Source organism: Amycolatopsis sp. MEPSY49 (genome assembly GCF_051337345.1).
GTDB lineage: Bacteria > Actinomycetota > Actinomycetes > Mycobacteriales > Pseudonocardiaceae > Amycolatopsis.
On sequence record NZ_JBDLYJ010000008.1, the window covers coordinates 191496 to 215316 of the forward strand.

Annotated in this window: 19 protein-coding genes and 1 pseudogene; 10 read left to right on the top strand and 10 right to left on the bottom strand. The window is 71.7% G+C overall.

Annotated features, from left to right (window positions below; genetic code table 11):
- Positions 1 to 178: 178 nt before the first annotated feature.
- Positions 179 to 1654, bottom strand: coding sequence for an AMP-binding protein (locus ABFJ78_RS31985; RefSeq protein ID WP_436390331.1), 1476 nt, complete (start codon positions 1652 to 1654; stop codon positions 179 to 181).
- Between the two features lie 129 nt (positions 1655 to 1783).
- Here ABFJ78_RS31985 and ABFJ78_RS31990 point away from each other — a divergent pair, with 129 nt between their 5' ends.
- Positions 1784 to 2029: a phosphopantetheine-binding protein gene (locus tag ABFJ78_RS31990; RefSeq protein ID WP_086674110.1), complete on the top strand. Its 246-nt coding sequence runs from the start codon at positions 1784 to 1786 to the stop codon at positions 2027 to 2029.
- On the opposite strand, the gene ABFJ78_RS31995 is transcribed toward ABFJ78_RS31990, so the two are convergent.
- Both ABFJ78_RS31995 and ABFJ78_RS32000 read right to left on the bottom strand, forming a co-directional pair.
- Positions 2022 to 2981, bottom strand: a complete 960-nt coding sequence (locus tag ABFJ78_RS31995) for an ACP S-malonyltransferase (RefSeq protein ID WP_436390333.1) — start codon at positions 2979 to 2981, stop codon at positions 2022 to 2024. The two genes, ABFJ78_RS31990 and ABFJ78_RS31995, sit on opposite strands and share 8 nt — an antisense overlap.
- A complete protein-coding gene (locus ABFJ78_RS32000) occupies positions 2974 to 3921 on the bottom strand; it encodes a proline iminopeptidase-family hydrolase (RefSeq protein ID WP_436390335.1) in 948 nt (315 codons plus the stop codon). The genes ABFJ78_RS31995 and ABFJ78_RS32000 overlap by 8 nt, the downstream gene beginning before the upstream one ends.
- 275 nt (positions 3922 to 4196) lie before the next feature.
- Between ABFJ78_RS32000 and ABFJ78_RS32005 the strand changes: the two genes are divergently transcribed.
- The 3 genes from ABFJ78_RS32005 to ABFJ78_RS32015 are packed head-to-tail and all read left to right on the top strand — an operon-like array spanning position 4197 to position 7238.
- Complete coding sequence (locus tag ABFJ78_RS32005; RefSeq protein WP_436390337.1) at positions 4197 to 5459, top strand: nucleotide disphospho-sugar-binding domain-containing protein; 1263 nt, start codon at positions 4197 to 4199, stop codon at positions 5457 to 5459.
- Complete coding sequence (locus ABFJ78_RS32010; protein WP_436390339.1) at positions 5450 to 6565, top strand: sensor histidine kinase; 1116 nt, start codon at positions 5450 to 5452, stop codon at positions 6563 to 6565. Before ABFJ78_RS32005 ends, ABFJ78_RS32010 begins: the two co-directional genes overlap by 10 nt.
- Positions 6566 to 6584: 19 nt before the next feature.
- Positions 6585 to 7238, top strand: a complete 654-nt coding sequence (locus ABFJ78_RS32015; protein ID WP_364459292.1) for a response regulator transcription factor — start codon at positions 6585 to 6587, stop codon at positions 7236 to 7238.
- 351 nt (positions 7239 to 7589) lie between these two features.
- Here ABFJ78_RS32015 and ABFJ78_RS32020 read toward each other — a convergent pair whose 3' ends face one another.
- Together ABFJ78_RS32020 and ABFJ78_RS32025 are read right to left on the bottom strand one after the other, a co-directional pair.
- Positions 7590 to 9113: an acyl-CoA carboxylase subunit beta gene (locus ABFJ78_RS32020; RefSeq protein ID WP_436390727.1), complete on the bottom strand. Its 1524-nt coding sequence runs from the start codon at positions 9111 to 9113 to the stop codon at positions 7590 to 7592.
- Positions 9114 to 9147: 34 nt separating this feature from the next.
- Entirely contained in the window at positions 9148 to 9909 is a 762-nt protein-coding gene (locus tag ABFJ78_RS32025; protein WP_436390341.1) for a thioesterase II family protein, read from the bottom strand.
- 195 nt (positions 9910 to 10104) lie between these two features.
- Between ABFJ78_RS32025 and ABFJ78_RS32030 the strand changes: the two genes are divergently transcribed.
- Entirely contained in the window at positions 10105 to 10506 is a 402-nt protein-coding gene (locus tag ABFJ78_RS32030) for an ATP-binding protein (RefSeq protein ID WP_436390343.1), read from the top strand.
- A gap of 77 nt (positions 10507 to 10583) precedes the next feature.
- Here the strand turns inward: ABFJ78_RS32030 and ABFJ78_RS32035 are convergent.
- Together ABFJ78_RS32035 and ABFJ78_RS32040 are read right to left on the bottom strand one after the other, a co-directional pair.
- Positions 10584 to 10868: pseudogene (locus ABFJ78_RS32035) on the bottom strand (STAS domain-containing protein); the annotation flags it as partial.
- A gap of 568 nt (positions 10869 to 11436) precedes the next feature.
- Positions 11437 to 12396, bottom strand: coding sequence for a cupin domain-containing protein (locus ABFJ78_RS32040; RefSeq protein WP_436390345.1), 960 nt, complete (start codon positions 12394 to 12396; stop codon positions 11437 to 11439).
- 74 nt (positions 12397 to 12470) lie between these two features.
- Between ABFJ78_RS32040 and ABFJ78_RS32045 the strand changes: the two genes are divergently transcribed.
- The 5 genes from ABFJ78_RS32045 to ABFJ78_RS32065 all read left to right on the top strand — a co-directional run bounded on the left by ABFJ78_RS32045 (position 12471) and on the right by ABFJ78_RS32065 (position 18605).
- Entirely contained in the window at positions 12471 to 13847 is a 1377-nt protein-coding gene (locus ABFJ78_RS32045) for a dihydrolipoyl dehydrogenase family protein (protein WP_436390346.1), read from the top strand.
- 96 nt (positions 13848 to 13943) lie between these two features.
- The gene (locus tag ABFJ78_RS32050) at positions 13944 to 15326 is read left to right on the top strand and encodes an FAD-binding oxidoreductase (RefSeq protein WP_436390348.1); all 1383 of its coding nucleotides are present in this window, start codon (positions 13944 to 13946) and stop codon (positions 15324 to 15326) included.
- Complete coding sequence (locus ABFJ78_RS32055) at positions 15323 to 16708, top strand: carboxylesterase/lipase family protein (RefSeq protein WP_436390350.1); 1386 nt, start codon at positions 15323 to 15325, stop codon at positions 16706 to 16708. Before ABFJ78_RS32050 ends, ABFJ78_RS32055 begins: the two co-directional genes overlap by 4 nt.
- Entirely contained in the window at positions 16708 to 18276 is a 1569-nt protein-coding gene (locus ABFJ78_RS32060; protein ID WP_436390352.1) for a helix-turn-helix domain-containing protein, read from the top strand. Before ABFJ78_RS32055 ends, ABFJ78_RS32060 begins: the two co-directional genes overlap by 1 nt.
- 116 nt (positions 18277 to 18392) lie before the next feature.
- A complete protein-coding gene (locus ABFJ78_RS32065) occupies positions 18393 to 18605 on the top strand; it encodes a DUF5988 family protein (RefSeq protein WP_436390354.1) in 213 nt (70 codons plus the stop codon).
- Between the two features lie 79 nt (positions 18606 to 18684).
- On the opposite strand, the gene ABFJ78_RS32070 is transcribed toward ABFJ78_RS32065, so the two are convergent.
- From ABFJ78_RS32070 to ABFJ78_RS32080, 3 genes are read right to left on the bottom strand one after another with little or no spacing between them, the layout of a single operon-like run.
- Positions 18685 to 21429, bottom strand: a complete 2745-nt coding sequence (locus tag ABFJ78_RS32070; RefSeq protein WP_436390356.1) for a phosphoesterase — start codon at positions 21427 to 21429, stop codon at positions 18685 to 18687.
- Between the two features lie 5 nt (positions 21430 to 21434).
- Complete coding sequence (locus ABFJ78_RS32075) at positions 21435 to 22769, bottom strand: ABC transporter permease (RefSeq protein ID WP_436390358.1); 1335 nt, start codon at positions 22767 to 22769, stop codon at positions 21435 to 21437.
- Entirely contained in the window at positions 22766 to 23683 is a 918-nt protein-coding gene (locus ABFJ78_RS32080; RefSeq protein ID WP_436390360.1) for an ABC transporter ATP-binding protein, read from the bottom strand. The genes ABFJ78_RS32075 and ABFJ78_RS32080 overlap by 4 nt, the downstream gene beginning before the upstream one ends.
- Positions 23684 to 23821 lie beyond the last annotated feature (138 nt).

Below are 23821 nucleotides of genomic sequence, written 5' to 3' on the forward strand. Positions count from 1 at the left end.
CACTCCGTAGGACTCGAAGGATGACCGGGCCGGCGTGGAAGACACACCTGGAGACCTACGGAAAACTAGCCGCGCCGACCTGCGGATCCACACCCCTAACGGCCCCTAAGCCCCGGTCGGCCGGGGTCCGGGCGCGCCAAAGCGGGTGGTGCGGTCCTGGTTCGAGCGAACCCCGCACTCACCCCACCGGAGCCGGGGACAGGATCTCCGCCGCCCGGGCCGCCAAAGTCTTGCGGTCGATCTTGCGGTTCGAGTTCAGCGGGAACTCCGCCACGTGCCGGTAGTGCCGCGGAATGACCCCCTCCGGCAACACCGCCCGCAGCGCCCGCACCAGCTCCAGCACCGGCCGCTCCCCACCCGTGTAGAACACGAACAGCTCGGTCCCCACGTCCCCGGCCACGCCCAGCGCCACCGCGTCCTGGATGCCGCAGTCGCGCAGGGCGTGCTCGACCTCCGTCAGCTCGACGCGCCACCCCAGCACCTGCACCTGGGAATCCAGCCGGCCCAGGTACGCGAGACCGTCGGACAGCAGGCGCACCCGATCGCCCGTGCGGTAGAAGCGCTTTCCATCACGCTCCAGGAACCGGCCCTGCTCGTCGGCCGGGTCCAGGTAGCCCGGCGTCATCTGCGGGCCCGCGATGCACAGCTCGCCCTCGACGTCGTCCCCGTCCAGCAGGACGTAATCGTGCCCCGCGTGCACCGCACCGATCGGCACCACACCGTTGACCGCCACCCGCGGTGTCGTGACGTCGTCCCAGCGGTAGCCCGACACCGTGATCGTCAGCTCGGTGGGCCCGTACAGGTTCTCCACCAGAGACGACGACGCCGCGGCCCGCCAGTCCGCCGTGTCGCGGACCGTCAGCGCCTCGCCCGCGAAGAAGCTCCACCGCAGGCCCGGCAGCGCGCCCGGGGTCAGGCCGCCGGTGCGGCGGACCAGGTCGATCGCGCTCGGCGTGGAGAACCACACCGTCAGCCCGCGCTCGGCCGCGAACCGCGGCAGGTTGCGGTACGCCCCGCCCGGCAGCACCACCGCCGGCGCCCCCGCGCCCCACGCGCAGAACAGGTCGAACATCGCGCAGTCGAAGTTCAGGTCGAACGTCTGCGAGAACACGTCGTCCGGCGTGAAGTCGTACCGCTCGTCCAGCAGGCCGAAGTAGTGGTCGACCGCCGCGTGCCCGATCCGCACGCCCTTGGGGCGCCCGGTCGAGCCTGACGTGAACAGCACGTACGCGGTGTCCGACGTCGGCGCCAGCGGCGCCGACAAGGCCTGCGACGCCGGCGGCGAGCCGAGCACCGGAACCCCGGCCGGTGCCACCGCGCGCCCCCGCTCGTCGGCGATGAGCACGTCGACCCCGGCGGCCTCGACCATCGCGGCGGTCCGCGCGACCGGGAAGTCCGGACGCAGCGGGACGACCGTCGCGCCGGCGTACAGCCCGGCCAGAATCCCCGCGTACGCCGTGACTCCCTTGCCCGCCAGCACCCCTACGGTGCGGGCGCCGGCCTCGGCCAGCGCGCCGCCCCAAAGGAGGGCGAGGTCGTTCAGCCGCTCGTAGCTCAGGGCCTGGTCGCCCACGTGGACGGCCACGCCGCCACCGGAGCGTTCCAGGCCGCGCAGGAACCGCGTGTGCAGCCCGCTGGTGAGTCCGGTGTCCATCGTGTTCCTCCGCAATGAATAGGGGTGCCGATGCGTCGATCCGGGACGGCGACGCGCGGTAGAGTCCAAAACCGAACCGGGCGGTCGGTTTCCTCTCGGTAGATCCCAACCTAGCGATCCGGAGTAGCCATGTGGGACAGCACTTTCGACGAGACCCTTCGCACGTTCCTCCCCTTCCTGCCCGCCGAGGAGGCGCTGACCGAAGAGACCCCGCTCCGCGAGTACGGGCTGGACTCGCTCGCCACCGTGGAGCTGCTCTCCGTGCTGGAGCAGAGCTACAACGTGCGGTTCGAGGACGACGCCCTGAACCTGGAGACGTTCGAGAACCCCGGCCGGCTCTGGACCACGCTGTCCGCGCTGCAGCCCGCTAGCTGACCCGCGACGGTCCTGCGCCCCGGCGGCGGGGTTGCAGGGCCATGCGCGGGTTGACCGTGACGACCTCGAAGCGGCTAGTGGTCACGCGGACGCGCCCGAACAGCGTGTCCGGCCCCGCGACCCAGAGCTTGCGCACGCCGTTGTCCGCGAGCGTGTGCACGACGTCCGGCCAGCGCATCGGCTTGACGATGCTGTCGAGCAGCATCGTGCGCACCTGGTCACCGGTGCGCAGGATCTCTCCGTCCTGGTCCGCGACGATCGGCAGCAGCGGGTCGTGGAACTCCAGATCGCCGAGCACCTCGTCCTCCGCCTTGCGGCGCAGTGCCCCGAAGGCACGCGAATGCAGCGGCGGCCGCATCGTGTAGAGGGAGAGCCCGCCCATGCTCCGGACCGTCTGCTTGAGCCAGTCGAGGTTCTTCTCGCGCACGGAAACCATGTAGAAGTCGTGGTCGATGTAGCACGAGATGTCGAACCACTCGCCCTTGGCGTCCAATTGGGACAGGGCGTCCTTCAGCTTCTCTTCCGGGGTGCGGACGAACGAGTGCGTCACGACGTCGGTGTACTCGGTGTCGAAGAACTCGGTCAGGCAGCGCGCGAGCTCCGCCGTCATCCACACCGCGTCCGGGAAGGTCAGCGACCCGGCGTACACGCTGGCCGGCTTCTCGCCGAAGCTCGGGCCGGCGCAGAAGTCGGGGCTCATCCCCTGCTCCTGCTCGGCCCATTCGGCCAGCGCGACGCAGGTGAGCATGAACCCGACCTGCGCGTACGGCGAGTAGTCGCCCTCGGTTTCGCGGAAGCGGTCGACCAGCGAGTAGCCGAGCCGCTCGTTCGCCTCCCCGATCAACCGGCGGGCGAAGGGGTTGATCAGCAGGAACTTGCCGAAGTCGGCGAAGCGACACGGGCTCATCCCCGGGAAGACGACCGCCGATCCCGGCCGGGTGGCCTCATCCATGACTGGCGACCTCTCGTTCGACCCGGCTCGCGGGTGCGGTGGGGTGGACGTCCCGCAGGAACTCCAGCAGGACTTCGCGGAACCGCTCGGGCTCCTCGAGGTGCGGGACGTGGCTGGAGTCTTCGAAGATCTCCCAGCGCACGTCGTGGATCCGGTCGAAGTACGGCTGGATCGTGACGGGGGTGGCCTCGTCGTGGCGTCCCGAGACGAGCAGCGTCGGCACTTCGATGTCGTCGAGCAGGTCGATCACCGAGTAGTCCTTGAGCGTGCCGGTGACGGTGAACTCGCTCGGGCCGTTCATCGTGGCGTAGACGGTGTTGTCGTCGGCCATCTCCATGAACGACGCCAGGTAGTCGGCCGGCCACGGCAGCACGCGGCAGACGTGCCGGTCGTAGAACGCGCGCATCAGCTCGAAGTACTCCGGCGCGCCGGTGGTGCCGGCGGCTTCGTGCGCTCGCAGCTGGTCGTCGACGCCCGGCGGGAGCTGGGCGCGCAGCACGTCCATCTCCCGGCGCCACAGCGGGTAGGACGCCGGCGAGTCCGCGATCACCAGCCCGCGCAGGCCGTCCGGGCGCTGCGCGGCGTGCCGCGCGACGACCAGGCCGCCCCACGACTGTCCGAACAGGACGTAGTTGTCCTCGATGCCCAGGTGCTGCACCAGGTTGTCCAGCTCGTCGGCGAACAGCTCCGGCGTCCAGAAGTCCGCGCCCTTGCCCGGCAGCCGGGTCGAGCCGCCGCTGCCCAGCTGGTCGTAGTGCACCACCGGGAACCCGTGCCCGGCGAGCGAGCAGAGGTTCAGCAGGTAGTCGTGCGTGCTCCCCGGCCCGCCGTGCACCACGACGACGGCGGGCGCTTCGCCCCCGGTCTCCCCGGTGACGCGGTACCAGGTGCGGTACCCGCCGAAGGGCACCCAGCCCTTCGTGATCGGTGCCACGGCCATGCTCATCACCTCTGTTCGTATCCCTCGCCCCGGCACACGCGGCCGGACCCACGTTCATGTCTAGCCGTCGCGGGCCCGCCGGAACCAGCCCCTAAGGGGCGTCTAAAGCCGTTCCAAACCCACTCGAGATCCCTAGCGCACGGCGGCGTCCGGGCGGAAGGATTCCGTGTGAGAACAGGGGTTGCCGACCCCTACCGGCGCGTTGCCGGGTCGGCCTGGCGGTGCCTGCGCACTACTTTCTAGACAGCAGCAGCCGACTTCCGGGGAGTGCGTCCATGCGCGTCATGATGATGGTGTTCCCGACGAGGACGCACGTCTACAGCATGGCCCCGGTCGGCTGGGCGCTGGCCGCGGCCGGCCACGAGGTCCGGTTCGCGGGCCAGCGCAACCCGCGCGAGGTGGCGTCGTTCGCCGAGACGGGCCTCGACGCGATGTGGTTCGGCGACGAGCTCGACATCGCGCGCCACCGCCAGCTCCAGATGGACGGCGACAACGCCATGCAGGGCGGCTTCCGCATCTCCGAAAGCCGGCCGGAGCGCTACACCGAGGAGTACGTCCGGACCGTCTACGAGCACTGGGTCGAGGTCTTCCGCTGGACCACCCCGGACGCGCTGCTCGACGAGCTGGTGCGGTTCGCGAAGGGCTGGAAACCGGACCTGGTCGTCTGGGACCCGATGATCTACGCGGCCCCGATCGTCGCGCACGTCCTCGGCGTCCCGCACCTGCGGATGATGTACGCCGCCGACCAGACCGCGCGGATCGCCGCGCAGTACCGCGACCTGCGCGCGAACCACCCCGAAGACACCTCGCCGGACCCGTTCGTCGAGTGGATGTCCGCCGCCGTGGGACGATTCGGCGCGGAGTACGACGAGGCGCTGCGCCACGGCGTCAAGACGCTGGACTGCCACCCGTCCTACCTGCGTTACGAAGGCGTCGGCGTCGACTACGTGCCGGCGCGGTTCATCCCGCAGAACAAGCCGATGGCGATCCCCCGGTGGGTCCTCGAGACGCCGGAGCGGCCGCGCGTGATGCTGACGCTGGGCATCTCGAACCGGCAGGTGCTCGGCGTCGAGGAGACGTCGGTGGCCGACCTGCTCGACGGGCTCGCCGACCTCGACGTCGAGGTCATCGCGACGCTCAACGAATCCCAGCTCGCGTCGGTGAAGAAGATCCCGGACAACGTGCGCGCGGTCGACTTCGTGCCGATGTACGAGCTGCTCGCGAGCTGCTCGGCCATCGTGCACCAGGGCGGCGGCGCGACGATCGGCAACGCCGTCGTCAACGGCGTGCCGCAGCTGATCATCCCCGGTACCACGTGGAGCGAGCGGGTTTCCGCCGTCGCCCAGGAGAAGCGCGGCAACGGCCTGGTGCTCGACCTCGAGGACGTCACGCCGCAGTCCGTCCGAAGTGGACTGGAAAGACTGCTGACGGAACCGTCGTTCCGGGCCTGCGCGCTCGAGGTCCGGGACGAGATGCTGGCGACGCCGACGCTCGACGACCTCGTGCCGGAGCTGGAACGGATCGCGCGATGCCGGTGACCGGGCGGCCGAAGGTGGTGCGCACCATCGGCTTCCTGATCGCGAGCCTGCCGCTGCGAATCTTCGCCTTCGTGCTGGTGCTCGTCACGATGGTGCTCGGCATCGCCACCACCATGCTGTGGATCGGCATCCCGATCCTGATCGCCGCCACCTCGCTCGTCCGCGGGTTCGCGGACCTGGAACGGCGCTGGACCGGCGCCATGCTCGGCGTCGACATCCCGGCGCCGCGCCGTCGCCCGCACGGGCCCGGGCTGCTGCAGACGTGGCAGGCGCGGCTGGTCGACCCGGTCACCTGGCACGAGGTGAACTACGTGCTGCTCGCGTTCCCGCTGGGCATCGTGGAGTTCGTCGCCGGGATCGTCTCGGTCGCCGTGCCGCCGTTCGGGATCTTCGTCGCCCCGCGGATCGGCGCGACGCACGCCGCGCTGACGGCGTCGATGCTGGGGCCGAACCGGACGCAGCAGCTCGAAGCCCGCACACGGCAGCTGAGCGACTCCCGGGCCCGCGGTGTCGACGCGGTCGAGGCCGAACGCCGGCGCATCGAACGCGACCTGCACGACGGCGCGCAGCAGCGGCTGGTGGCCGTCGCCATGAGCCTGGGCCGGGCCCAGCTGAAGCTCGACAACGACGACTCGTCGGCCGTGCGCGAGCTGATCGGCGCGGCGCACGCGGACGCCAAGCTCGCGGTGTCCGAGCTGCGCGACCTCGCCCGCGGGATCTACCCGCCGGTGCTGCAGGACCGCGGCCTGGACGCGGCGCTGTCCTCGCTGACCGCGCGGCTGCCGATCCCGGTCGACGTCGAGGTGACCGTCGAGCCGCGCCCGCCGGCGCCGGTGGAGACGACGACGTACTTCATCGTCAGCGAGACGCTGACCAACATCACCAAGCACTCGGGCGCCGACCGCGCGACGGTGCGGGTGACCCGCGACGACGAGACCGTCGTCGTCGAGATCGTCGACAACGGCCACGGCGGCGCGTCCGTGCGTCCGGGTGGCGGGCTGGCCGGGCTCGCCGACCGGGCCGCCACCATCGACGGCGTGCTCACCGTGGTCAGCCCGGTGGGCGGGCCGACCGTGGTCCGCGCCGACCTGCCCGTCCGCTGGTGAACCCCTGGGAGTGGGAACAATGCGTGTCGTCATCGCCGAAGACTCCGTCCTGTTGCGGGCCGGCGTGCAGAGCCTGCTCGCCGACGTCGGCATCGAAACCGCGGCCGCGGTGTCCAACGGCGACGACCTGCTGGTCGCCGTCCGCGAGCACCGCCCGGACCTGGTCATCGCCGACGTCCGGATGCCCCCGACGTTCACCGACGAGGGCCTGCGCGCGGCGCTCGCGGCCCGCAAGGAGGTGCCGGGCCTGCCGGTGCTGGTGGTGTCGCAGTACGTGGAGGGCAGCTACGCGGTCGATCTGATCGCCGAGGGCACGTCCGGCGTCGGGTACCTGCTGAAGGAGCGCGTCGCCGACGTGCGCGAGTTCCTGGAGGCGGTCCGCCGGGTGGCGGGCGGCGGCTCGGCGATCGACCCGGACGTCGTCGCGCAGATGCTGTCCCGCAACCGCGACCCTCTGCACGCGCTGACGGCGCGCGAGACGGAGGTTTTGGGACTGATGGCCCAGGGGTTGTCGAACGCGGCGATCGCGAAGCAGCTGGTGGTCACGCAGGGCGCGGTGGAGAACCACATCAGCAACATCTTCGCGAAGCTGGGCCTGGAGGCGAGCCGCGACGAGAACCGCCGCATCCGCGCGGTGCTGACCTACCTGGACAGTACGAACGTCCGCGCCTGAGCGGGCTCAGCGGCGGGTGCGCCAGCTGGTCGCCGTCCGGAACGGCGGCCGGCGGCGCACCCGCGGGGCCGGCACCGCGGGTTCGGCCGGACGGGGGGGGGCGGCGGGCCCCAACACGCGGATGGGGGGGCGCTGGGGGCGGTCGGGCCCGCCGCCAGCGCCCGTCCGGCCGAACCCGCGGGGCCGGCCCCGCGGGTTCGGCCGGCCGGGGGGGGGGGGGGGCCCCCCCCCGCGGGGCCGGCACCGCGGGTTCGGCCGGACGGGCGCTGACGGCGGCCAAGACCGCCATCAGCGCCGCCAGTTCCGTTTCGTCGGGCGCGCCGCGCAGGACGCGGACCACCGGGTCGCCCATCAGACCGGCGGGTTCCCGTGCTTGCGCGCCGGGAGGTCGGCGTGCTTGGTGCGCAGCATCGCCAGCGACCGGATCAGCAGCGACCGCGTCTCCCCCGGCTCGATGACGTCGTCCACGAGGCCGCGCTCGGCCGCGTAGTACGGGTGCATCAGCTCCGCACGGTATTCCTTGATCTTCAACGCCCGCACGGTTTCCGGGTCGTCGGCCGCCTTGATCTCGCGGCGGAAGATCACGTTCGCCGCGCCCTCGGCGCCCATCACGGCGATCTCGTTCGTCGGCCACGCCAGCGAGACGTCGGTGCCGATCGAGCGCGAGTCCATCACGATGTACGCGCCGCCGTAGGCTTTGCGCAGGATCACCTGCACCCGCGGCACGGTGGCGTTGCAGTACGCGTAGAGCAGCTTCGCGCCGTGCCGGATGATGCCGCCGTGCTCCTGGTCGACGCCGGGCAGGAAGCCGGGGACGTCCACCAGCGTCACGAGCGGGATGTTGAACGCGTCGCACGTCTGCACGAACCGCGCGGCCTTCTCGCTCGCCTCGATGTCGAGCACTCCCGCCAGGACCGCGGGCTGGTTCGCGACGATGCCGACGACGTGCCCGTCCAGCCGGGCGAGCGCGCACACGACGTTGGTCGCCCAGCCGGCGTGCACCTGGAGGAACTCGCCGTCGTCGACGATCTCCGCGATGACGTCGCAGATGTCGTACGCGCGGGCCGGGTCGACCGGCACGACGTCGAGCAGCCGGTCGGTGCGTCGGTCGGCCGGGTCGGCGGCCGGCACGTGCGGCGGCGCCTCGTTGTTGTTGGCCGGCAGCAGGGACAGCAGGTACCGGACGTCGGCCAGGCAGGTCGCCTCGTCGTCGTAGGCGAACGCGGCGACGCCGGAGGTCTCGGCGTGGACGTCGGCGCCGCCGAGGCCGTTCTGCGTGATCTCCTCACCCGTCACCGCCTGCACGACGTCGGGGCCGGTGATGAACATCTGCGAGGTCTCGCGCACCATGAACACGAAGTCGGTCAACGCGGGCGAGTACGCCGCGCCGCCCGCGCACGGGCCGAGCATCACCGAGATCTGCGGGATGACCCCGGAGCAGCGGGTGTTGCGCCGGAAGATGCCACCGTACCCCGCGAGCGCCGTGACGCCCTCCTGGATCCGGGCGCCGGCGCCGTCGTTGAGCGACACCAGCGGCGCGCCCGCGGCCTCGGCGAGGTCCATCACCTTGTGGATCTTCTCCGCGTGCGCCTCGCCGAGCGCGCCGCCGAAGACCCGGAAGTCGTGGGCGTAGACGAAGACCGTCCGGCCGTCGACCGTGCCCCAGCCGCACACGACGCCGTCGGAGTGCGGCCGGCGCTGCTCCAGGCCGAACCCGGTCGCCCGGTGCCGGCGCAGGGCCTCGAGCTCGGTGAACGAGCCGGGGTCGAGGAGCAGTTCGATCCGCTCGTGCACGGTCAGCTTGCCGCGCTCGTGCTGCCGGCGCGTCGCGGCTTCGTCCGGCCCGCGGCGCGCCGCGTCCTTGGTCTCCCGCAGTTCGACGAGCCGGTTGGCGAACGCGACCGGTGCCTCAGACACGGACGCCGCCCAGCTCGTCGGCCAGCCGCCCGAGGATCACGTCCTGGTGGCGGGTGAGGAAGAAGTGGCCGCCGGACAGCTCCACCAGCTCGAACCCGCCGGAGGTGTGGTCCGCCCACGACTCGACCTCGTCGATGGTGGCCATCGGGTCGGCGTCGCCGGTGAAGGCGACGATCGGGGTCGCGAGGGGCTCGCCGGGGGTGTCCCGGTACGTCTCGACGGCGCGGTAGTCGTTGCGCACCACGGGCAGGATCATCCGGACGACGTCGTCGTCGCCGAGCAGGTCCATCTCGGTGCCGCTCAGCTTGCGCAGCTCGTCGATCACGCCGGCGTCGGTCCGCGTGTGCACGCTCTCGTCGCGCGCCCGCGAAGGCGCGCGCCGCCCGGAGACGAACAGCCCCGCGACGGGCACGCCGTCCCGTTCGAGGCGCCGCGCCGTCTCGTAGGCGACCATCGCGCCCATGCTGTGCCCGAAGAGGGCGAGCGGGCGGTCGGTCTTGTCCCGCAGCAGGTCCGCGACGCGGTCGGCCATGGCACCGATGCTGGTCAGGAACGGTTCGTGGCGCCGGTCCTGCCGGCCCGGGTACTGGACGGCGAGCACCTCGACGTCCGGGGCCAGTGCCTTCGCCACGGGGAAGTAGAAGGTGGCCGAGCCGCCGGCGTGCGGCAGGCAGACCAGCCGCGCCTTCGCCTCGGGTGACGCGGCGAACCGGCGGAACCAGTTCTCCTCGGCGTTGCCGTCGTGGGCGACCATGTCGTCCCACCGCCTTTCCGGGTCGGAGCCTCCGTCCGGTCAAGCTAGCCAGCGCGGAGGCGGCCCAACGACCCCTAACGGCCCCTAAGGTCTCCGCCGAGGGCAGGAGTAAACGCCGCCGGACCGGGTACGCCTTCCTGCGAACGTGCCGCGCTCGTGGGGAAGCGTGGCGTCAGGAGGAGTCGCACTGTGCGCGTGAGCTGGAACGGAGCCGATCAGCCGGGGTGGCACGTGCTGGACGTCGCCGGTGTCGACCGGCCCGGGCTGACGGCCGCCCGGCGGTGGGCCGAGGCCAGGCTGGGCACGCTGCGGGAAACGGACCTGATCGACGCGCTGATCGTCGTCGGGGAGCTGCTGGAGAACGCGTACGTCCACGGCGGCGGGCCGCGGCAGCTGCGGATCCACCACGCGCACGACCCGTGCGAGGTGACGGTGGCCGTGGCCGACGTCGGGACCGGCGAACCGAAGATGCGCGTCCCCGACCACGGCGGCGGCCGCGGCCTGCTGCTGGTGGACCAGCTCAGCCTCGACTGGGGCGTGAGCCACCACGACGACGGCAAGCTCGTCTGGGCCCGCGTCCAGTGCGAGGAGGGTTGACCTCCCAACCGGCACAGCGCTTCTTCGGTGCTCGAGTGCACCGGCAGCAGGTCCTCCAGGCCCAACGCGGCGATCGGCCGCAGCAGGGCCCGGCACCGCCCCGCGACAGCGAAGGGAACTCCGCTCAGGGCGGCTTCCGCGGCGGCGTCGATCAGGATCGTCAGGACGCGGGCGCCGCAGAAGGTCACGGCCGAGGCGTCGAAGACGAGAGCCGGCGGGGCAAGCCGGAGTTCCCGTCGCAGCAGCGTTTCGAGGTGTTCGGTAACGGCGAGGTCGAGCTCACCGGCGGCGGTGACCACGGCGGCGTGCGCGGTGGTGGTGACATCGAAGACGGCGGGCGGGGAGAGCTGGGGAGCGAGCATGCGCGGAAGGCCTCCTTGGCACAACGCCGTGAGGGTCGAGGCACGACGGCTGCAGGCTGAACCGCTGAGCACCACCTTACAATCGATGCGCAACCGATGCACACTGGTTCCCAAAGTCGCCGCCGAGCGACGTCCCGCGCGCAGCGCGACCACAAGACGAGCTGGGTGGTCATCCCGTCGCCTGAGGCCGTGAAATCACTTTGAGCCGGGCCCGCAACGGACTGCCCAAGGCGAGGGAGCATGCCAGGCTTGCGGGCCCGGCTCAAAGTGATAGGCCTCGTCCAGGCGACGGGATGACCACCCCGCGGCCCACGTCCCAAACGAGAGACCGCAGCGAAACGGGTGGCCATCCCAGAGCCTGCCCGTCCGGCGAGGACAGTCTTTTGCTTTTGAGCCGCGGCAGAAAACCCGGCTGTTCGGGTCCGACCTCCCCCGCCCTCCGTTCGGATTGTTCGTCGCGGACCGGGGACTAAAACGCGGCTGGGGAGGAGGGCGGGGGAGGTCTGGTGACGCCGTGCTCTCTTCGCGCTGCCGGCTTCCCGTTTGCAGCTTGCAGTCTAGGTAGCGCTCACAGCCGCCCGCCGGACGCCGTGTCGCCGCCAGCCTTTGGGCCAGGCGCACCGGGACCGTGCTCCCGCCGGAACCGGGCGGGCGTCGTGCCGAGCTCGGCTCGGAACGCGCGGGTGAACGCCGACTCCGATCGGTACCCCACCCGGTCGGCGATCGTCGCCACCGGTGCGTCCGAAGTGGTCAGCAGCTCGGCCGCGGCCATCATGCGGGCGCGGGCCAGGAACGCTCCCACCGTCATCCCCGTCTCGCGGACAAACCGTCGCAGGAACGTTGCGCGGGACATGGACACCTGACGGCTGAGCCGCTCGATCGGCCAGTCCTGCCCCGGGGCCGCCAGGATGCTCCCGACCGCGTCCGCGATGCCCGGGTCGGTCACCGCCGTCCACACGGCGTTCGCCGCGCCGCGGGCCGAGCGGAGCACCATCGCCAGCAGCACCGTGCACAACGCGGCGAGGATCGCCGCCGTTCCGGTGCCCTCGCGGCTCGCCTCCGCGCGCATCAGGGCGCTCAGCCCACGCAGGACCTCGTCGGTTTCGGCGGACTGCCCGAACGCCACGTGGATCGCGCCCGGCAGGCTGCGGAACAGCAGCGCGCCGGCGCCCGCGTTGACCGTGTAGTGCCCGCAGAACAGGTCGATCACCGGGTCGCCGCCGCGCTCGCTGCGCGTCGTGGTGAACGCGTCCCCGCCCGTCTCGACGATCCCCCGCGGCCGGCCCGGGCCCGGCGTGACCACCCGGTGCGGCGCGCCGCTCGGGATCAGGACGACGTCGCCCGCCCGCAGCTCGAACACCTCGTGCCCGACGTACAGCAGGCACTCGCCCTCCAGGAGCACGTGGAACGGCACTTCGAGCTCGCCGTACCGGGCGACGTCCATCCGCGTGCCCGCCCCGAGCAGGCAGTGCTTCTCGAGCGTCGCCCCGAGCTGGGCCATGCGCAGCAACCGGCTGATGGTGTCCACGGTGATACTTTGGAGCAGTTATCTGATACTGGCAAGCCTGGTCGGATCACCGCACTCGAAGCAGACTCGGGCGCATGGTAACCACCCAGCTCACCGCGGACGTCCTGGTCATCGGCTTCGGCAAGGGCGGGAAGACCGCCGCGCACGCGCTCGGCGACGCCGGCAAGCGCGTCGTCCTCGTCGAACGCTCCGAAAACATGTACGGCGGCACCTGCCCGAACGTCGGCTGCGTGCCGACCAAGATGCTCGTCCACTACTCGAACGGCCGCCGCCTCGAAGACGACGCGCAGGAGTTCTTCGCCCACTCGATCGCCGGCGTCCGCACCTTGACCAGTGCCTTCCGCGCGGGCAACTTCGCCTCGCTCGACGGGAAGGACACCGTCACCGTCATCACCGGCACCGCCCGGTTCGTCGACCCGCACACGGTCGCCGTCGGCGAAGGGGACGACCGGATCACCGTCACCGCGCCGACGATCATCCTCAGCACCGGCTCCGCGCCGGTCGTCCCGCCGATCCCAGGCCTCGCCACGAGCAAGCACCTGGTCAGCAGCACCGAGCTGACGCAGGCGTCGACGCTGCCCGAGCGGCTGGTGGTCGTCGGCGGCGGCTACCTCGGGCTCGAGTTCGCGTCGATCTACCAGCACTTCGGTACGCACGTCACCGTCCTCGAAGGAGCGGAGCGGCTGCTGCCGCGTGAGGACGAAGACATCGCCGAGGTCGCCCGCGAGATCCTCGAAGGCGACGGTATCCGGATCATCACCGGCGCGAAGATCACGAAAGTCGAGGACAGCGGCGCCGTCGCGAAGGTGATCTACGAAAAGGACGGCGAGACGCACGAGGTCGAGGCCAGCGCGCTGCTGCCGGCCACGGGCCGCCGTCCGGTCACCGACGGCCTGCGGCTCGACGCGGCCGGCGTCCGGACCACGCCGGCCGGCGCCGTCGAGGTCGACGAGCACCTGCGCACCAGCCGGCCGCACATCTTCGCCGTCGGCGACGTCAACGGCGGCCCGCAGTTCACCTACGTGGCCCTCGACGACGCCCGGATCGTGCTGGACCAGCTGCTCGGCGAGGGCAAGCGCACCACGGCCGACCGGCTCGCCGTGCCGCACACGCTCTTCACCACCCCGCCGCTGGCGACCGTCGGCCTGACCGAGCGCGAAGCCCGCGCGCAGGGCCGGAACATCAGGGTCGGCAAGAAGCGGGTCGCCGACATCGTCGCCATGCCCCGGGCCTACACCGTCGAAGAGACGCGCGGGATCATGAAGTTCATCGTGGACGCCGACACCGACCTCGTCCTCGGCGCGGCGCTGCTGAGCATCGACGCGCAGGAGGTCGTCAACACCGTCGCGCTGGCCATCCGCCACGACGTGACCGCGACCGAGCTGCGCAACGCCATCTACACGCATCCGAGCTCGACCGAGGCGTTCAACGAGGTGATACCTGTGCGGTGAGCACACTCGCGGATGCATCCGGTGGGTACTTTCCCCATGGCCAGACCGGCGCCGCCGCCCTAGCGTGGGAACCCGGTGACGAGGAGGTTTCCGCGGATGCTGATCGACGACCTGGCCGCCGTGCTGCCGGCGGACCGGCTGGTCCGTGACCCGGACGTCGTGGCGGGCTTCGCCCACGACGAGGCCGAGTGGGCGCCCTGCGGGCGGCCCGCGGTGGTCGTCCGGCCGCACACCGCCGAAGAGGTCCAGGCCGTGGTGAAGGTCTGCCTGCGGCACCGGACCCCGCTCGTCGCGCGCGGCGCCGGCACCGGGCTCTCCGGCGGGGCGAACGCCGTCGACGGCTGCGTCGTGCTGGTCACCGACCGGCTCACCGCGATCAAGGCGATCGACGAGCGGGAGCGGTACGCCGTCGTCGAGCCCGGCGTCGTCAACGACGACCTGCGGGCCGCCTGCGCCGAACGCGGGCTCTGGTACCCGCCGGATCCGGCCAGCTCGCCGTGGTCGACCATCGGCGGCAACGTCGCCACCAACGCCGGCGGCGTCTGCTGCGTCAAGTACGGCGTCACCCGCGACTACGTCCTGGGCCTGCAGGTCGTCACCGGCACCGGCGAGCTCGTCCGGCTCGGCCGCCGGACCGCCAAGGGCGTCGCCGGCTACGACCTGACCGGGCTCATGGTCGGGTCGGAAGGCACGCTCGGCGTGATCACCGAGGTCACCGTGCGGCTGCGGCCGGCCCGCGCCGCCGAGCGGACGGTCGCCGGGTACTTCGACACCACCGTCGCCGCCGGGCAGGCCGCCGCCGCGGTCGCCGCCCGGGGCGTGCTGCCCTCGGCGCTCGAGCTCGTCGACCGGCACTGCCTGGCCGCCGTCGACAAGTGGAAGAACATGGGCCTGAGCGCCGACGCGAACGTCGTGCTCCTCGCCCGCACCGACGCGCCCGGCGCTCTGGGCGAGCACGAAGCCGCGGAGATCCTCGACTGCTTCGAGCAGGCCGGCGCGACCTGGGCCGCGCAGTCGACCGACCAGGCCGAGGCCGACGCGCTGTTCTCCGCCCGCCGCCTCGCCTACCCCGCACTCGAACGGCTCGGCCCGGTGCTCACCGAGGACGTCTGCGTCCCGACGCAGGCCGTGCCCGAGATGCTCGCCCGCATCGACGCGGCGGGGCAACGCCACGGCGTCCACATCGCGAACGTCGCGCACATCGGCGACGGCAACCTGCACCCGCTGCTGGTCACCCCGGCCGGCGACGACACCGCGCGCGAGAACGCCCAAGCCGCGTTCGACGACATCATCGCCGACGCGCTCGACCTCGGCGGCACCGTCACCGGCGAGCACGGCGTCGGCCTGCTCAAGCAACCCGGCCTCGCGCGCGAACTCGGTCCCGCGGTGGTCGAAATGCACCGCGCGGTCAAGAAAGCCCTGGACCCGCGGAACATCCTCAACCCCGGCAAGGTCTTCCCCGAAGGGACACCCGCATGATCGTCCGCACCACCTCCGGCGACGTCCGCGGCGAGCCGATCGCCACCGGCGTCCGGTTCCGCGGCATCCCCTACGCCGCCGCGCCCGAAGGTGAGCTGCGGTTCGCCGCGCCGGTCCCGGCGCGAGCGTGGGACGGCGTGCGCGACACGCGCGAGGCCGGACCCACCGCGCCGCAACGGCAGCGGACGATCCCCGGCCTCGACCTGTCCGCCGTGGTCGGCGACGGCTGGCGAACCGGCGCGGAGTACCTGACGGTCGACGTCTGGACGCCGGACCCGGGCGCCTCGGGGCTTCCGGTGCTGGTGTTCGTGCACGGCGGCGCCTTCATCGGCGGCACCGGCTCGGCCCCGGTCTACGACGGCACCGCGTTCACCCGCGGCGGCGCGGTGCTGGTGACCGTGCAGTACCGGCTCGGCGTCGACGGCTTCGTCCCCTTGGCCGGCGGGGAGACCAACCTCGGCCTGCGCGACCAGCTCGCCGCGCTGCGCTGGGTGCGGGAGAACATCGCCGCGTTCGGCGGCGACCCCGGCACCGTGACGTTGTTCGGCGAATCGGCGGGCGCGATCAGCGTCGCGTGCCTGCTCGGTTCGCCGTTGTCGACCGGCCTCTTCCGCCGCGCGGTCGTCCAAAGTGGACATGCGAACATGGTGCGCGGACGCGCGGAGCTGGAGCGGCTCGCCGACGTGATCGCCGACGGGCTCGGCGTCGAGCCCACCGCCGCCGCGTTCCGGAAGCTGCCGACCGAGCGGCTGCTCGACGCGCAGGACGCCGTCCTCAAGCCCGGCGGCGGCCCCGACCTGCGCGGCGAAGACGGGCTGGACCGCAGCTACGGCCTCAGCCCGTTCCTCCCGCTGGTCGGCGACGACGTCCTGCCGCGGCACCCCGGCGAGGCGATCCGCGCCGGTGCGGGCGCCGACGTCGACCTGATCGCCGGCACCTGCCGTGAGGAGATGCTGCTGTACTTCGGCCCGACCGGGCTGCTCGACGTGCTCACCGACGAGCAAGCGGTGGCCATGCTGTCGGCGTCGCACCCGGACGCGGCGAAGGTTCTCCGCGGGTACGGCTTGGGCGACGGCCGGAAGGCGGGCGAGGTGTTCGTCGAGGCCATGACCGACCTCGTCTTCCGCGACGGCGTCAAGGAACTCGTCGAGAGCCATCAAGGCCGCTCGTTCCGGTACGAGTTCGAGTGGCGGGCCCCGAAGCTCGGCGCGTGCCACGGCATGGAGCTGCCGTTCGTGTTCGATTCGCTCGACGCGTCCGCCGCCATCGTCGGCGCCGAGCCGCCGGCCGAGCTGGCCCGCGAGGTCAACGGCGCGTGGACGCGGTTCGCCGCCACCGGCGACCCGGGCTGGGCGCCGGCAGAGACGACACACCTGGGTTGATGGACGCCCACGGCCTGCGCGAGCTGTACGACCTCGTCCTGCGCCTGTCGGCGGTCCACGACCTCGACGCGCTGGTGCAGGAGGTGGTCGACCACGCCCGGCGGCTGCTCGGCGTCGACGTCGCCTACCTCGCGCTGGCCGAACCGGACGGTTCGCTCGTCATCCGCGTCACCGACGGCTCGCTCGGCCCGCGGCTGCGCGGCGTCGTGCTGCCACCGCACAGCGGGCTGGCCGGGCAGGTGGCCGACACGGGCGAACCGGTGCAGAGCACCGACTACCTCGGCGACGCCGCCCTGACGCACCTGGGCGAGGTCGACCGCGTCGCCGAAGCCGAAGGCCTGCGCACGATCCTCGGCGTGCCGCTGCGGTTGCGCGGCAAGGTGGCCGGCGTGCTGATGGTGTCGCAGCGCGCGGTGCGCCGGTTCACCGCGGCGGAGTCGTCGCTGCTGACGTCGCTCGGTTCGTTCGCCGCGATCGCCATCGAGAACGCGAAGCTGGTCACCGCGCTGGCGGAGGCGAACGACCGGCTGGAGCGGGCCGTCCGGCTGCACGACCGGCTCGGCGCGGTGGCGCTGCACGGCGGCGCGGCCGAAGACGTCGTCGTGCCGCTGTCGGAACTGGTCGGCGGCCTGGTGCTGGTCGCCGACGAGCACGACGAGGTCCGCGCGGCCGCCCGCGCCGGCTCGCTCGTCAACGCGCGGCTTTCCGGCAGGCCCTCCAAGTTGTTCGCTTCGGCGAGTGCGCGGCGCACCCGCGTGGACGAGCGGGTGGTCACCGTGCCGGTCGCGTCGGCGAACGCGTATTTCGGGGCGCTGCAAGTGGTTCCCGACGCCCCGCTCGCCGAGGCGGACGTCCGGTTGCTGGAGCGTTCGGCGACGACCGTCGCGCTGGTGGCGTCGGTCGAGCGCGCCGAGCGCCGGTCGGCCGAGGAATTGGTGGAGCACCTGGTGACCCGCCGGGTCCGCGAGATCCCGGCGTACGCCCGTGATCTGCGGCGGCCGCACCTGGTCGTGGTGAGCGAGGACCCTCGACTGCGTAGTCTCGCTGCCTTTTCGTCCACTGTGGATGGTCGCTTGGTCGCCCTCGTCCGCGCCGACGAGGCGACGGTCCGCTCGTGGTCACTGGGCACGACCGGCCTGGCGGGTCCGGCGACCGGGCCGGCCGCGTTGGCCGACGCGTACGACGACGCGGTCGCGTGTGTGCGGGTCTTGAACGCGTTGGGTCGCACGGGTTCCACGGCCTCCCCGGCCGACCTGGGCCCGTATCGCTACCTGTTGAGCCAAGCCGGCCGCGAGGAAGCGGACACGTTCGTCACCCGCACGTTGGCGCCGCTGCTGGCCCACGACGAGGAGCGCGGCACGGACCTGGTCCGCACGGCGGAGGTGTTCCTGCGGTGCGGCCGCCGCAAGACACCGGCGGCCGAGGAGCTGACGATCCACCCGAACACGCTTTACCAGCGCCTGGACCGCATCACGGCGTTGCTGGGCGCGGACTGGCAGGAGGGCGACCGGGCACTGGACGTCCACTTGGCACTGCGCATCCACCGCCTGGCCGCCGAACTCGCGTAAAACCCCTACCGTCAACCCCTGTACGGGCCGATTGACACGGCGAGCGCACGTCAGGGATCGTCGAGAGACGAACACCACATTTTTCCTCCGCGCAGACGAACCCACGGAGATGACTCATGACGAACATCAAGGTAACGCTTTCCGGCGGTCCGGCAGAACTGGTCGAACGGCACCGGGAATGGACGGTCGGTGGCCTCGGCGAAATCGCGAAGGTCAGCTTCGGCGCCGGCTACGAGCACTTCTCCCACGCGGGCGAGTTCACGACGACCAGCGGCGGCGACCAGGTCCCGGTGTTCGCCTGGTGCGGCCGCACCAGAGTCGCCGAATAACCCTTACGTGAGGCCCCTACCGCGGTTTGTCGTGAGTGAGAAACAGGGTTAGAACCCTGTTTCTCACTCACGACATCTTTCAGCCGTCCGACTCCGGCGAGGGCAGGTACGCCCCCGGCACCTGGTCTGGCGCCACGACCTGGTCCTCACCCGGGTAAGGCACCTGCCAGCCGTGCGTCTGGTACCACGTGAAGTGGTTCATCTGCGCGGGGTTGGCGTAGTCGGCGACGGCGTTCGGACCGGTCAGCCGCTGGTGCGTCGTCCACTCCTGCCACTGCGCCGCGACCTGCTGCTTGTCGGCGGGCACCGCCGACGACGGCACCGGCGCCGCGGCCGGGTTCGCCGCGGCCGGGGTGTCCGGCCCGCACGACGGCTGGGTCGCCAGCCCGCCCGTCAGCGACGTGCGGTTCGGCAGCGCGGTGAACGGCGTGAAGTCCGGCTTCTTGGTGAAGGCCGCGCTCATCGGCGTCGCCGCGCTGTCCTTCTGGTTCATCGGCTTGACCCCGAGGATCTGCTCGATCGTCCGGATCATCGTGATCTGCGAGTAGAAGTGGCTGTCGACGACGCCGTGCTGGGCGTACGGGCTGATGATCTGCACCGGCGCCCGGTGCCCGTCGACGTGGTCGAGACCCGCCTGCGAGTCGTCCTCGACGACGAAGATCGCCGAGTCCTTCCAGTACAGGCTGTGCGAGATCTCGTCGACGATCTTGCCGACGGCGAGGTCGTTGTCGGCGACCTGGGCGGCCGCGTTGGGCGGGCCGCCGGTGTGGTCGCTGGACAGCCAGAACATGTTCAGGTTCGCCGGCCCGTTCTTTTCGAAGTCGTCCTTCCAGATCTGGTACCGGTACTGGTCCGGCACGGCGGTGTCGAACTTCGGGAAGCCCGGCACCGACACGTCGTTCAGCGACGGGATCGGCGACGACGACACCAGCGGGTAGGCCGTCGGCTCACCCGTCGCCGCCATGTTCTTGGCGTCGCAGTACAGGTTCTGCCAGCTCGCCCCGGCGGGCTTGGTCAGGAACTGCTGGAACTCGCCGAAGTCCCGCACCGACTTCCCGGCCGCCTGCGCGCCGGTCCAGAGAAACCCGGTGCTCTGGTGGCCGAGGGCGTCGTCCTCGGTGTCGTAGCTGCGCAGGTACTCCCCCGCCGACGACTCGGTGTACTCGGGGTTGTCGGCCTGCATCAGCCAGTTGTGGCCCTCGGCGGAGTTCGTGCCGATGTCGTAGGTGTTGTCGTACAACCCGAACTGCTTGGCCAGCGCGTGCTGGTTCGGCGTCACGTTCTCGCCGAACTGCGCCACCGAAGGGTCGCCGTTGCCGCGCGGGTCGTCGCCCAGGACCTGGTCGTACGTCCGGTTTTCCTTCACCAGCAGGAAGACGTGCTTGATGGTCGACGGGTCGCCGAGCCGCGCGGGCACCGGCACCGGGCTGCGGTGGCCGTTGTCGGTGGCCAGTTGGACGGAGTTGTCCGTCCAGCCGTTCTGCTTGAACACCTGCGCGGTGTACCCGCGGATCGCGCGGTCGTCCGGCAGCCGGAACTTCTGCACGCTCGACGTCGTGTCGTGCGTGCCGTGCCCGGCCGCCGTGGTCGGGCGGAGGGCGTCGATGCCGCGGGTGTTGGAGACGACGACGTCCGGGCCGACCGTGGTGATCGCGGTCGGGAAGTAGTCGGTCGGCAGCAGGCCGACGTAGCTCACCGGCTCCTGCGCCCGCTGGAATCGGTAGACGGCGACCGCGTTCGCGCGGCCGAGCGTCACCAGCAGGTGCCCGTCGTCGGTCAGCGTCACGCCGTCCGGCTCGTACCCGACCGAGGCCTGCGGCCACGGCTGGGTCGCGACGGTCTGGACGACCTGGTCGCGGCCGGTGTCGATGACCGAAACCGTGTTGCTCGCGGTGTTCGTGACGAACAGCGCGCCGTTCTTGACGTAGACGGCGGTCGGGTGCAGGCCGACGTCGATGCTCTTCGGCGCGGCGGCCGCGTTGGCCAGGTCGATGACGCTGACCGTGCCGCTGGTGGTGGCGCCGGTGAACTGGCTGGCCGGCACCTGCGTGTTGTACGAGTTCAGCGTCGGCTCGCCGGGCTTGGCCGGGTGGCCGCCTTCGTTGCTGACGTACAGCTTGTTCCCGACCCGCACCAGGTCGCGCGGCGCGTTGCCGACGGCCCAGCTCTGCTTGATCGCGCCGGTCGCCGCGTCGAGGGCGACGACGCGGTTCTGGCCGTTGACCGCCGAGTACACAGTGGACCCGTCGGGCGAGAAGACCGCCTGCGCCACCAAGGCGTGCTTGGCGCCGTCCGCGGGGATCTTGACCGACACCGGGGACGCGACCGTGCCGTCCGGGTTGACGGAAAAGCGGGTGTAGCCGTCGGTCTGCGCCAGCCACAACGACTTGCCGTCCGGCGAGTACGTCGGGCCTTCCTGGCCGACGTCGTTGCCGGCGATGCGCAGGTTCGCCGTCGCGGAGTTGCCGACGAGCTGCTGCACCTTCCAGTTCTTCAGGTCGACGACGGTGAGCGCGATCCCGCCGTCGGTGGTCAGCGCGGCGAGGTGACTGCCGTCCGGACTGACCGCCGAGGCCATGATCTTGCCGTTGTTCACGACCAGCCGGTCGCCGATCGGCTTGATGTACTGGTCCGCGGAGACGACCTGGCCGTTTTCGGTGACCTGGCCGACGTGCTCCTCGCCGAACTGCGCCGTCGACGCGACACCGACGCCGGTGCCGGTGGCGACGAGCACGAGCGTGGCGGAACCGGCCGTCGCGTAGCGCAGCCGATGGCCGCCGCGCCGGCTCTTCCCGGCACGCCGTCTGCGGCGTGTTACCTGCATCGGGGTTATCCCTTCGTGGTGGTGAGCAGCTCGACGTTCCCGTCGAACTGCCAGAGCGGGTTGGGTTGGTCCCCCGCGGGGGTCCGCACCTGGAAGTAGCCGTTCACTTCCTTCGGTCCGTCGCCGTCGGCGACGTACCGCCCGTCCGAGGTGATGTCCAGCTGGTAGATCGCCGAGCCCGTCGCCGCGACGTCCGGCAGGTGCCAGGAGACGACGCACCGCCAGTCGTTGCCGGGCCCCTCCGGCTCGACCAGGCCGTCGCCCTTGGTGCACGCGGCCGTGGCGGCCAGCTGCTCCTCGGTGACGTCGGGCCGGTTGAGCTGCCCGGCCTGCAGCCGGTAGAGGTGGGCGAAGGCGGTGGCGACCGACCGCTGGACCTTGTCCAGGTCGATCCCGGACCCGGTGGCCGGCGTGGCGAGGGCGACGATCCCCGCCGTCACGGCGAGCAGCGCGACCAGCGGCAGGACACCGAGGGTGAGCGCGCGGCGGCCCCCGCCGTCGTGCGCGGGGTTGGTGAAGTCGCGGCGCACGAAGAGCAGGTAGGCGAGCGCGGTCGCGACGACGGCCCACGCCAGGCTGACGCCGACCGCGATCAGCAGCGGGCCGAGCTGGGCGGGATCGGTGAACAGGCCGTTCCACGCGATGAAGGCGTAGCTGGGCAGGGCGAGCCGGACGGCGACCGGCAGCGGCAGCAGCTGAGCCAGCGCCAGCACCAGCGCGACGACCGCGGGCAGCAGCAGCCCCATCGGCGACCGGCCCCAGAGGACCGACCCGAGCAGCCCGATCGCGCCGAGGGCGAGCGTCGGGGCGAGCACGCAGACCCACGCGAGCGGGACCTGCACCGCGGCGTCGCCCGGGGCCAGCGAGTGGCCGTCGAGCCCGACCAGCGGCCGGCTCCCGGCGGCGAGCACCCCGCCCACCGCGCCGGAAACGGCCAGCCCGGCCACGAGCACGAGGATGACGGTCAGGCTGGCAAGCGCTTTCGCGACGAAGATCCGCCGGGGCGACCGGACCGCGACCAGCAGGTGGCGCCAGGTGCCGAGCCGGTCTTCGGCGGCGAAGACGTCCCCGGCGACGACCGACGTCAGCAGCGGGAGCGCGTACGTACCCGCGAACCCGAGCATCACCAGCGGTCCCGCCCAGCCGGTGGCGTTCATCCACCGGCCGAACAGCGTGTCGACGGGCAGCGAACTCTGCTCGCTCACCACGGCGACGAACAGCGCCGGCGCGAGCCAGCAAGCCAGCACCAGCAGGCGGATGCGCCAAGCAGCGAACAACTTGACGAGTTCGAAGCGGTAGCCGCGGGCGACCGGGACGGTCTCCGTGACGGTCGCGGTCATCGGCCGGCCTCCGGCTGTTCGGTGAGGGCGAGGAAAGCGGCTTCGAGCGGAGACACGACCGGCGCGAGCTCGCGCACCGCGATGCCGTCCTTCGCCAGCCGCAGCACCAGTTCGTCGAGCGCGGAAGTCAGCGCGCGCACCACGAAGACGTCGGCGTCGGGGTCGGCGAGCCGGATCCCGGGCGCGCTTGCGACCAGGGCGCGGGCTTTGCCGGGGTCGGAAGTGCGCAGCCGGTAGTCCAGTTCGCCGTTCTCGGCGGAGAGCTTGCCGAGCGGGCCGGTGAAGACGACGCGGCCGGTGGCGAGGATGGTGACTTCGGAGCAGAGCGCCTCGAGGTCGTCCATCCGGTGGCTGGAAAGCACGACGGTGGTGCCCTCGGCGGCGAGCCGGTCGAGAACGCCGTGGACGTGCTTCTTGCCGGCCGGGTCGAGCCCGTTCGCCGGCTCGTCGAGCACCAGCAGGCGAGGTTCGGTGAGCAGGGCCGCGGCGAGGCCGAGCCGCTGGCGCATGCCGAGGGAGAAGCCGCGCACGCGGTCGTGGGCGACGTCGGTGAGCCCGACCTCGCCGAGGACGTCGTCGATCTTCGGCGTCTTGCGGTCACGGCCGTGCAGGCCCGCCAGCGCGGCGAGGTTCTGCCGGGCGGTGAGCGACGGGTAGAGCCCGGGGCCGTCGACGAACCCGGCCACCCCGCCGAGGTTCTTCCCGACCGGCGCGCCGAGGATCTCCAGGGTGCCCTCGTCGGCGACGGCCAGGCTGAGCAGCAGGCCGAGCAACGTCGTCTTGCCGGCGCCGTTCGGGCCGACGAGGCCGTGGATGTGGCCGGGTGCCACGTCGAAGTCGATGCCGTCGAGCGCGACGACGTCACCGAAGCACTTGGTGATCCCGCGCGCTCTCACTGCCAGGGGTGCGTCCATGAGTTCCTTGCTTTCACTCTGCGGCTCGAGCAGGAAACTTAGGCACCGCAAATTACGGCGGTGGGCGAGCAGGGTGAACGCAGCCCGAACGGCAGCCGACCGGCGACCGCCAGTGCGGTGAAATGTCCGGGTTAAGCC

What these genes read in the sequence shown, in the direction of transcription:
- ABFJ78_RS31985 (WP_436390331.1), bottom strand. Translation starts at nt 1,654, where the DNA reads ATGGACACCGGACTCACCAGCGGGCTGCACACGCGGTTCCTGCGCGGC.
- ABFJ78_RS31990 (WP_086674110.1), top strand. Translation starts at nt 1,784, where the DNA reads ATGTGGGACAGCACTTTCGACGAGACCCTTCGCACGTTCCTCCCCTTC.
- ABFJ78_RS31995 (WP_436390333.1), bottom strand. Translation starts at nt 2,981, where the DNA reads ATGGATGAGGCCACCCGGCCGGGATCGGCGGTCGTCTTCCCGGGGATG.
- ABFJ78_RS32000 (WP_436390335.1), bottom strand. Translation starts at nt 3,921, where the DNA reads ATGGCCGTGGCACCGATCACGAAGGGCTGGGTGCCCTTCGGCGGGTAC.
- ABFJ78_RS32005 (WP_436390337.1), top strand. Translation starts at nt 4,197, where the DNA reads ATGCGCGTCATGATGATGGTGTTCCCGACGAGGACGCACGTCTACAGC.
- ABFJ78_RS32010 (WP_436390339.1), top strand. Translation starts at nt 5,450, where the DNA reads ATGCCGGTGACCGGGCGGCCGAAGGTGGTGCGCACCATCGGCTTCCTG.
- ABFJ78_RS32015 (WP_364459292.1), top strand. Translation starts at nt 6,585, where the DNA reads ATGCGTGTCGTCATCGCCGAAGACTCCGTCCTGTTGCGGGCCGGCGTG.
- ABFJ78_RS32025 (WP_436390341.1), bottom strand. Translation starts at nt 9,909, where the DNA reads ATGGTCGCCCACGACGGCAACGCCGAGGAGAACTGGTTCCGCCGGTTC.
- ABFJ78_RS32045 (WP_436390346.1), top strand. Translation starts at nt 12,471, where the DNA reads ATGGTAACCACCCAGCTCACCGCGGACGTCCTGGTCATCGGCTTCGGC.
- ABFJ78_RS32050 (WP_436390348.1), top strand. Translation starts at nt 13,944, where the DNA reads ATGCTGATCGACGACCTGGCCGCCGTGCTGCCGGCGGACCGGCTGGTC.
- ABFJ78_RS32055 (WP_436390350.1), top strand. Translation starts at nt 15,323, where the DNA reads ATGATCGTCCGCACCACCTCCGGCGACGTCCGCGGCGAGCCGATCGCC.
- ABFJ78_RS32060 (WP_436390352.1), top strand. Translation starts at nt 16,708, where the DNA reads ATGGACGCCCACGGCCTGCGCGAGCTGTACGACCTCGTCCTGCGCCTG.
- ABFJ78_RS32065 (WP_436390354.1), top strand. Translation starts at nt 18,393, where the DNA reads ATGACGAACATCAAGGTAACGCTTTCCGGCGGTCCGGCAGAACTGGTC.
- ABFJ78_RS32070 (WP_436390356.1), bottom strand. Translation starts at nt 21,429, where the DNA reads ATGCAGGTAACACGCCGCAGACGGCGTGCCGGGAAGAGCCGGCGCGGC.
- ABFJ78_RS32075 (WP_436390358.1), bottom strand. Translation starts at nt 22,769, where the DNA reads ATGACCGCGACCGTCACGGAGACCGTCCCGGTCGCCCGCGGCTACCGC.
- ABFJ78_RS32080 (WP_436390360.1), bottom strand. Translation starts at nt 23,683, where the DNA reads ATGGACGCACCCCTGGCAGTGAGAGCGCGCGGGATCACCAAGTGCTTC.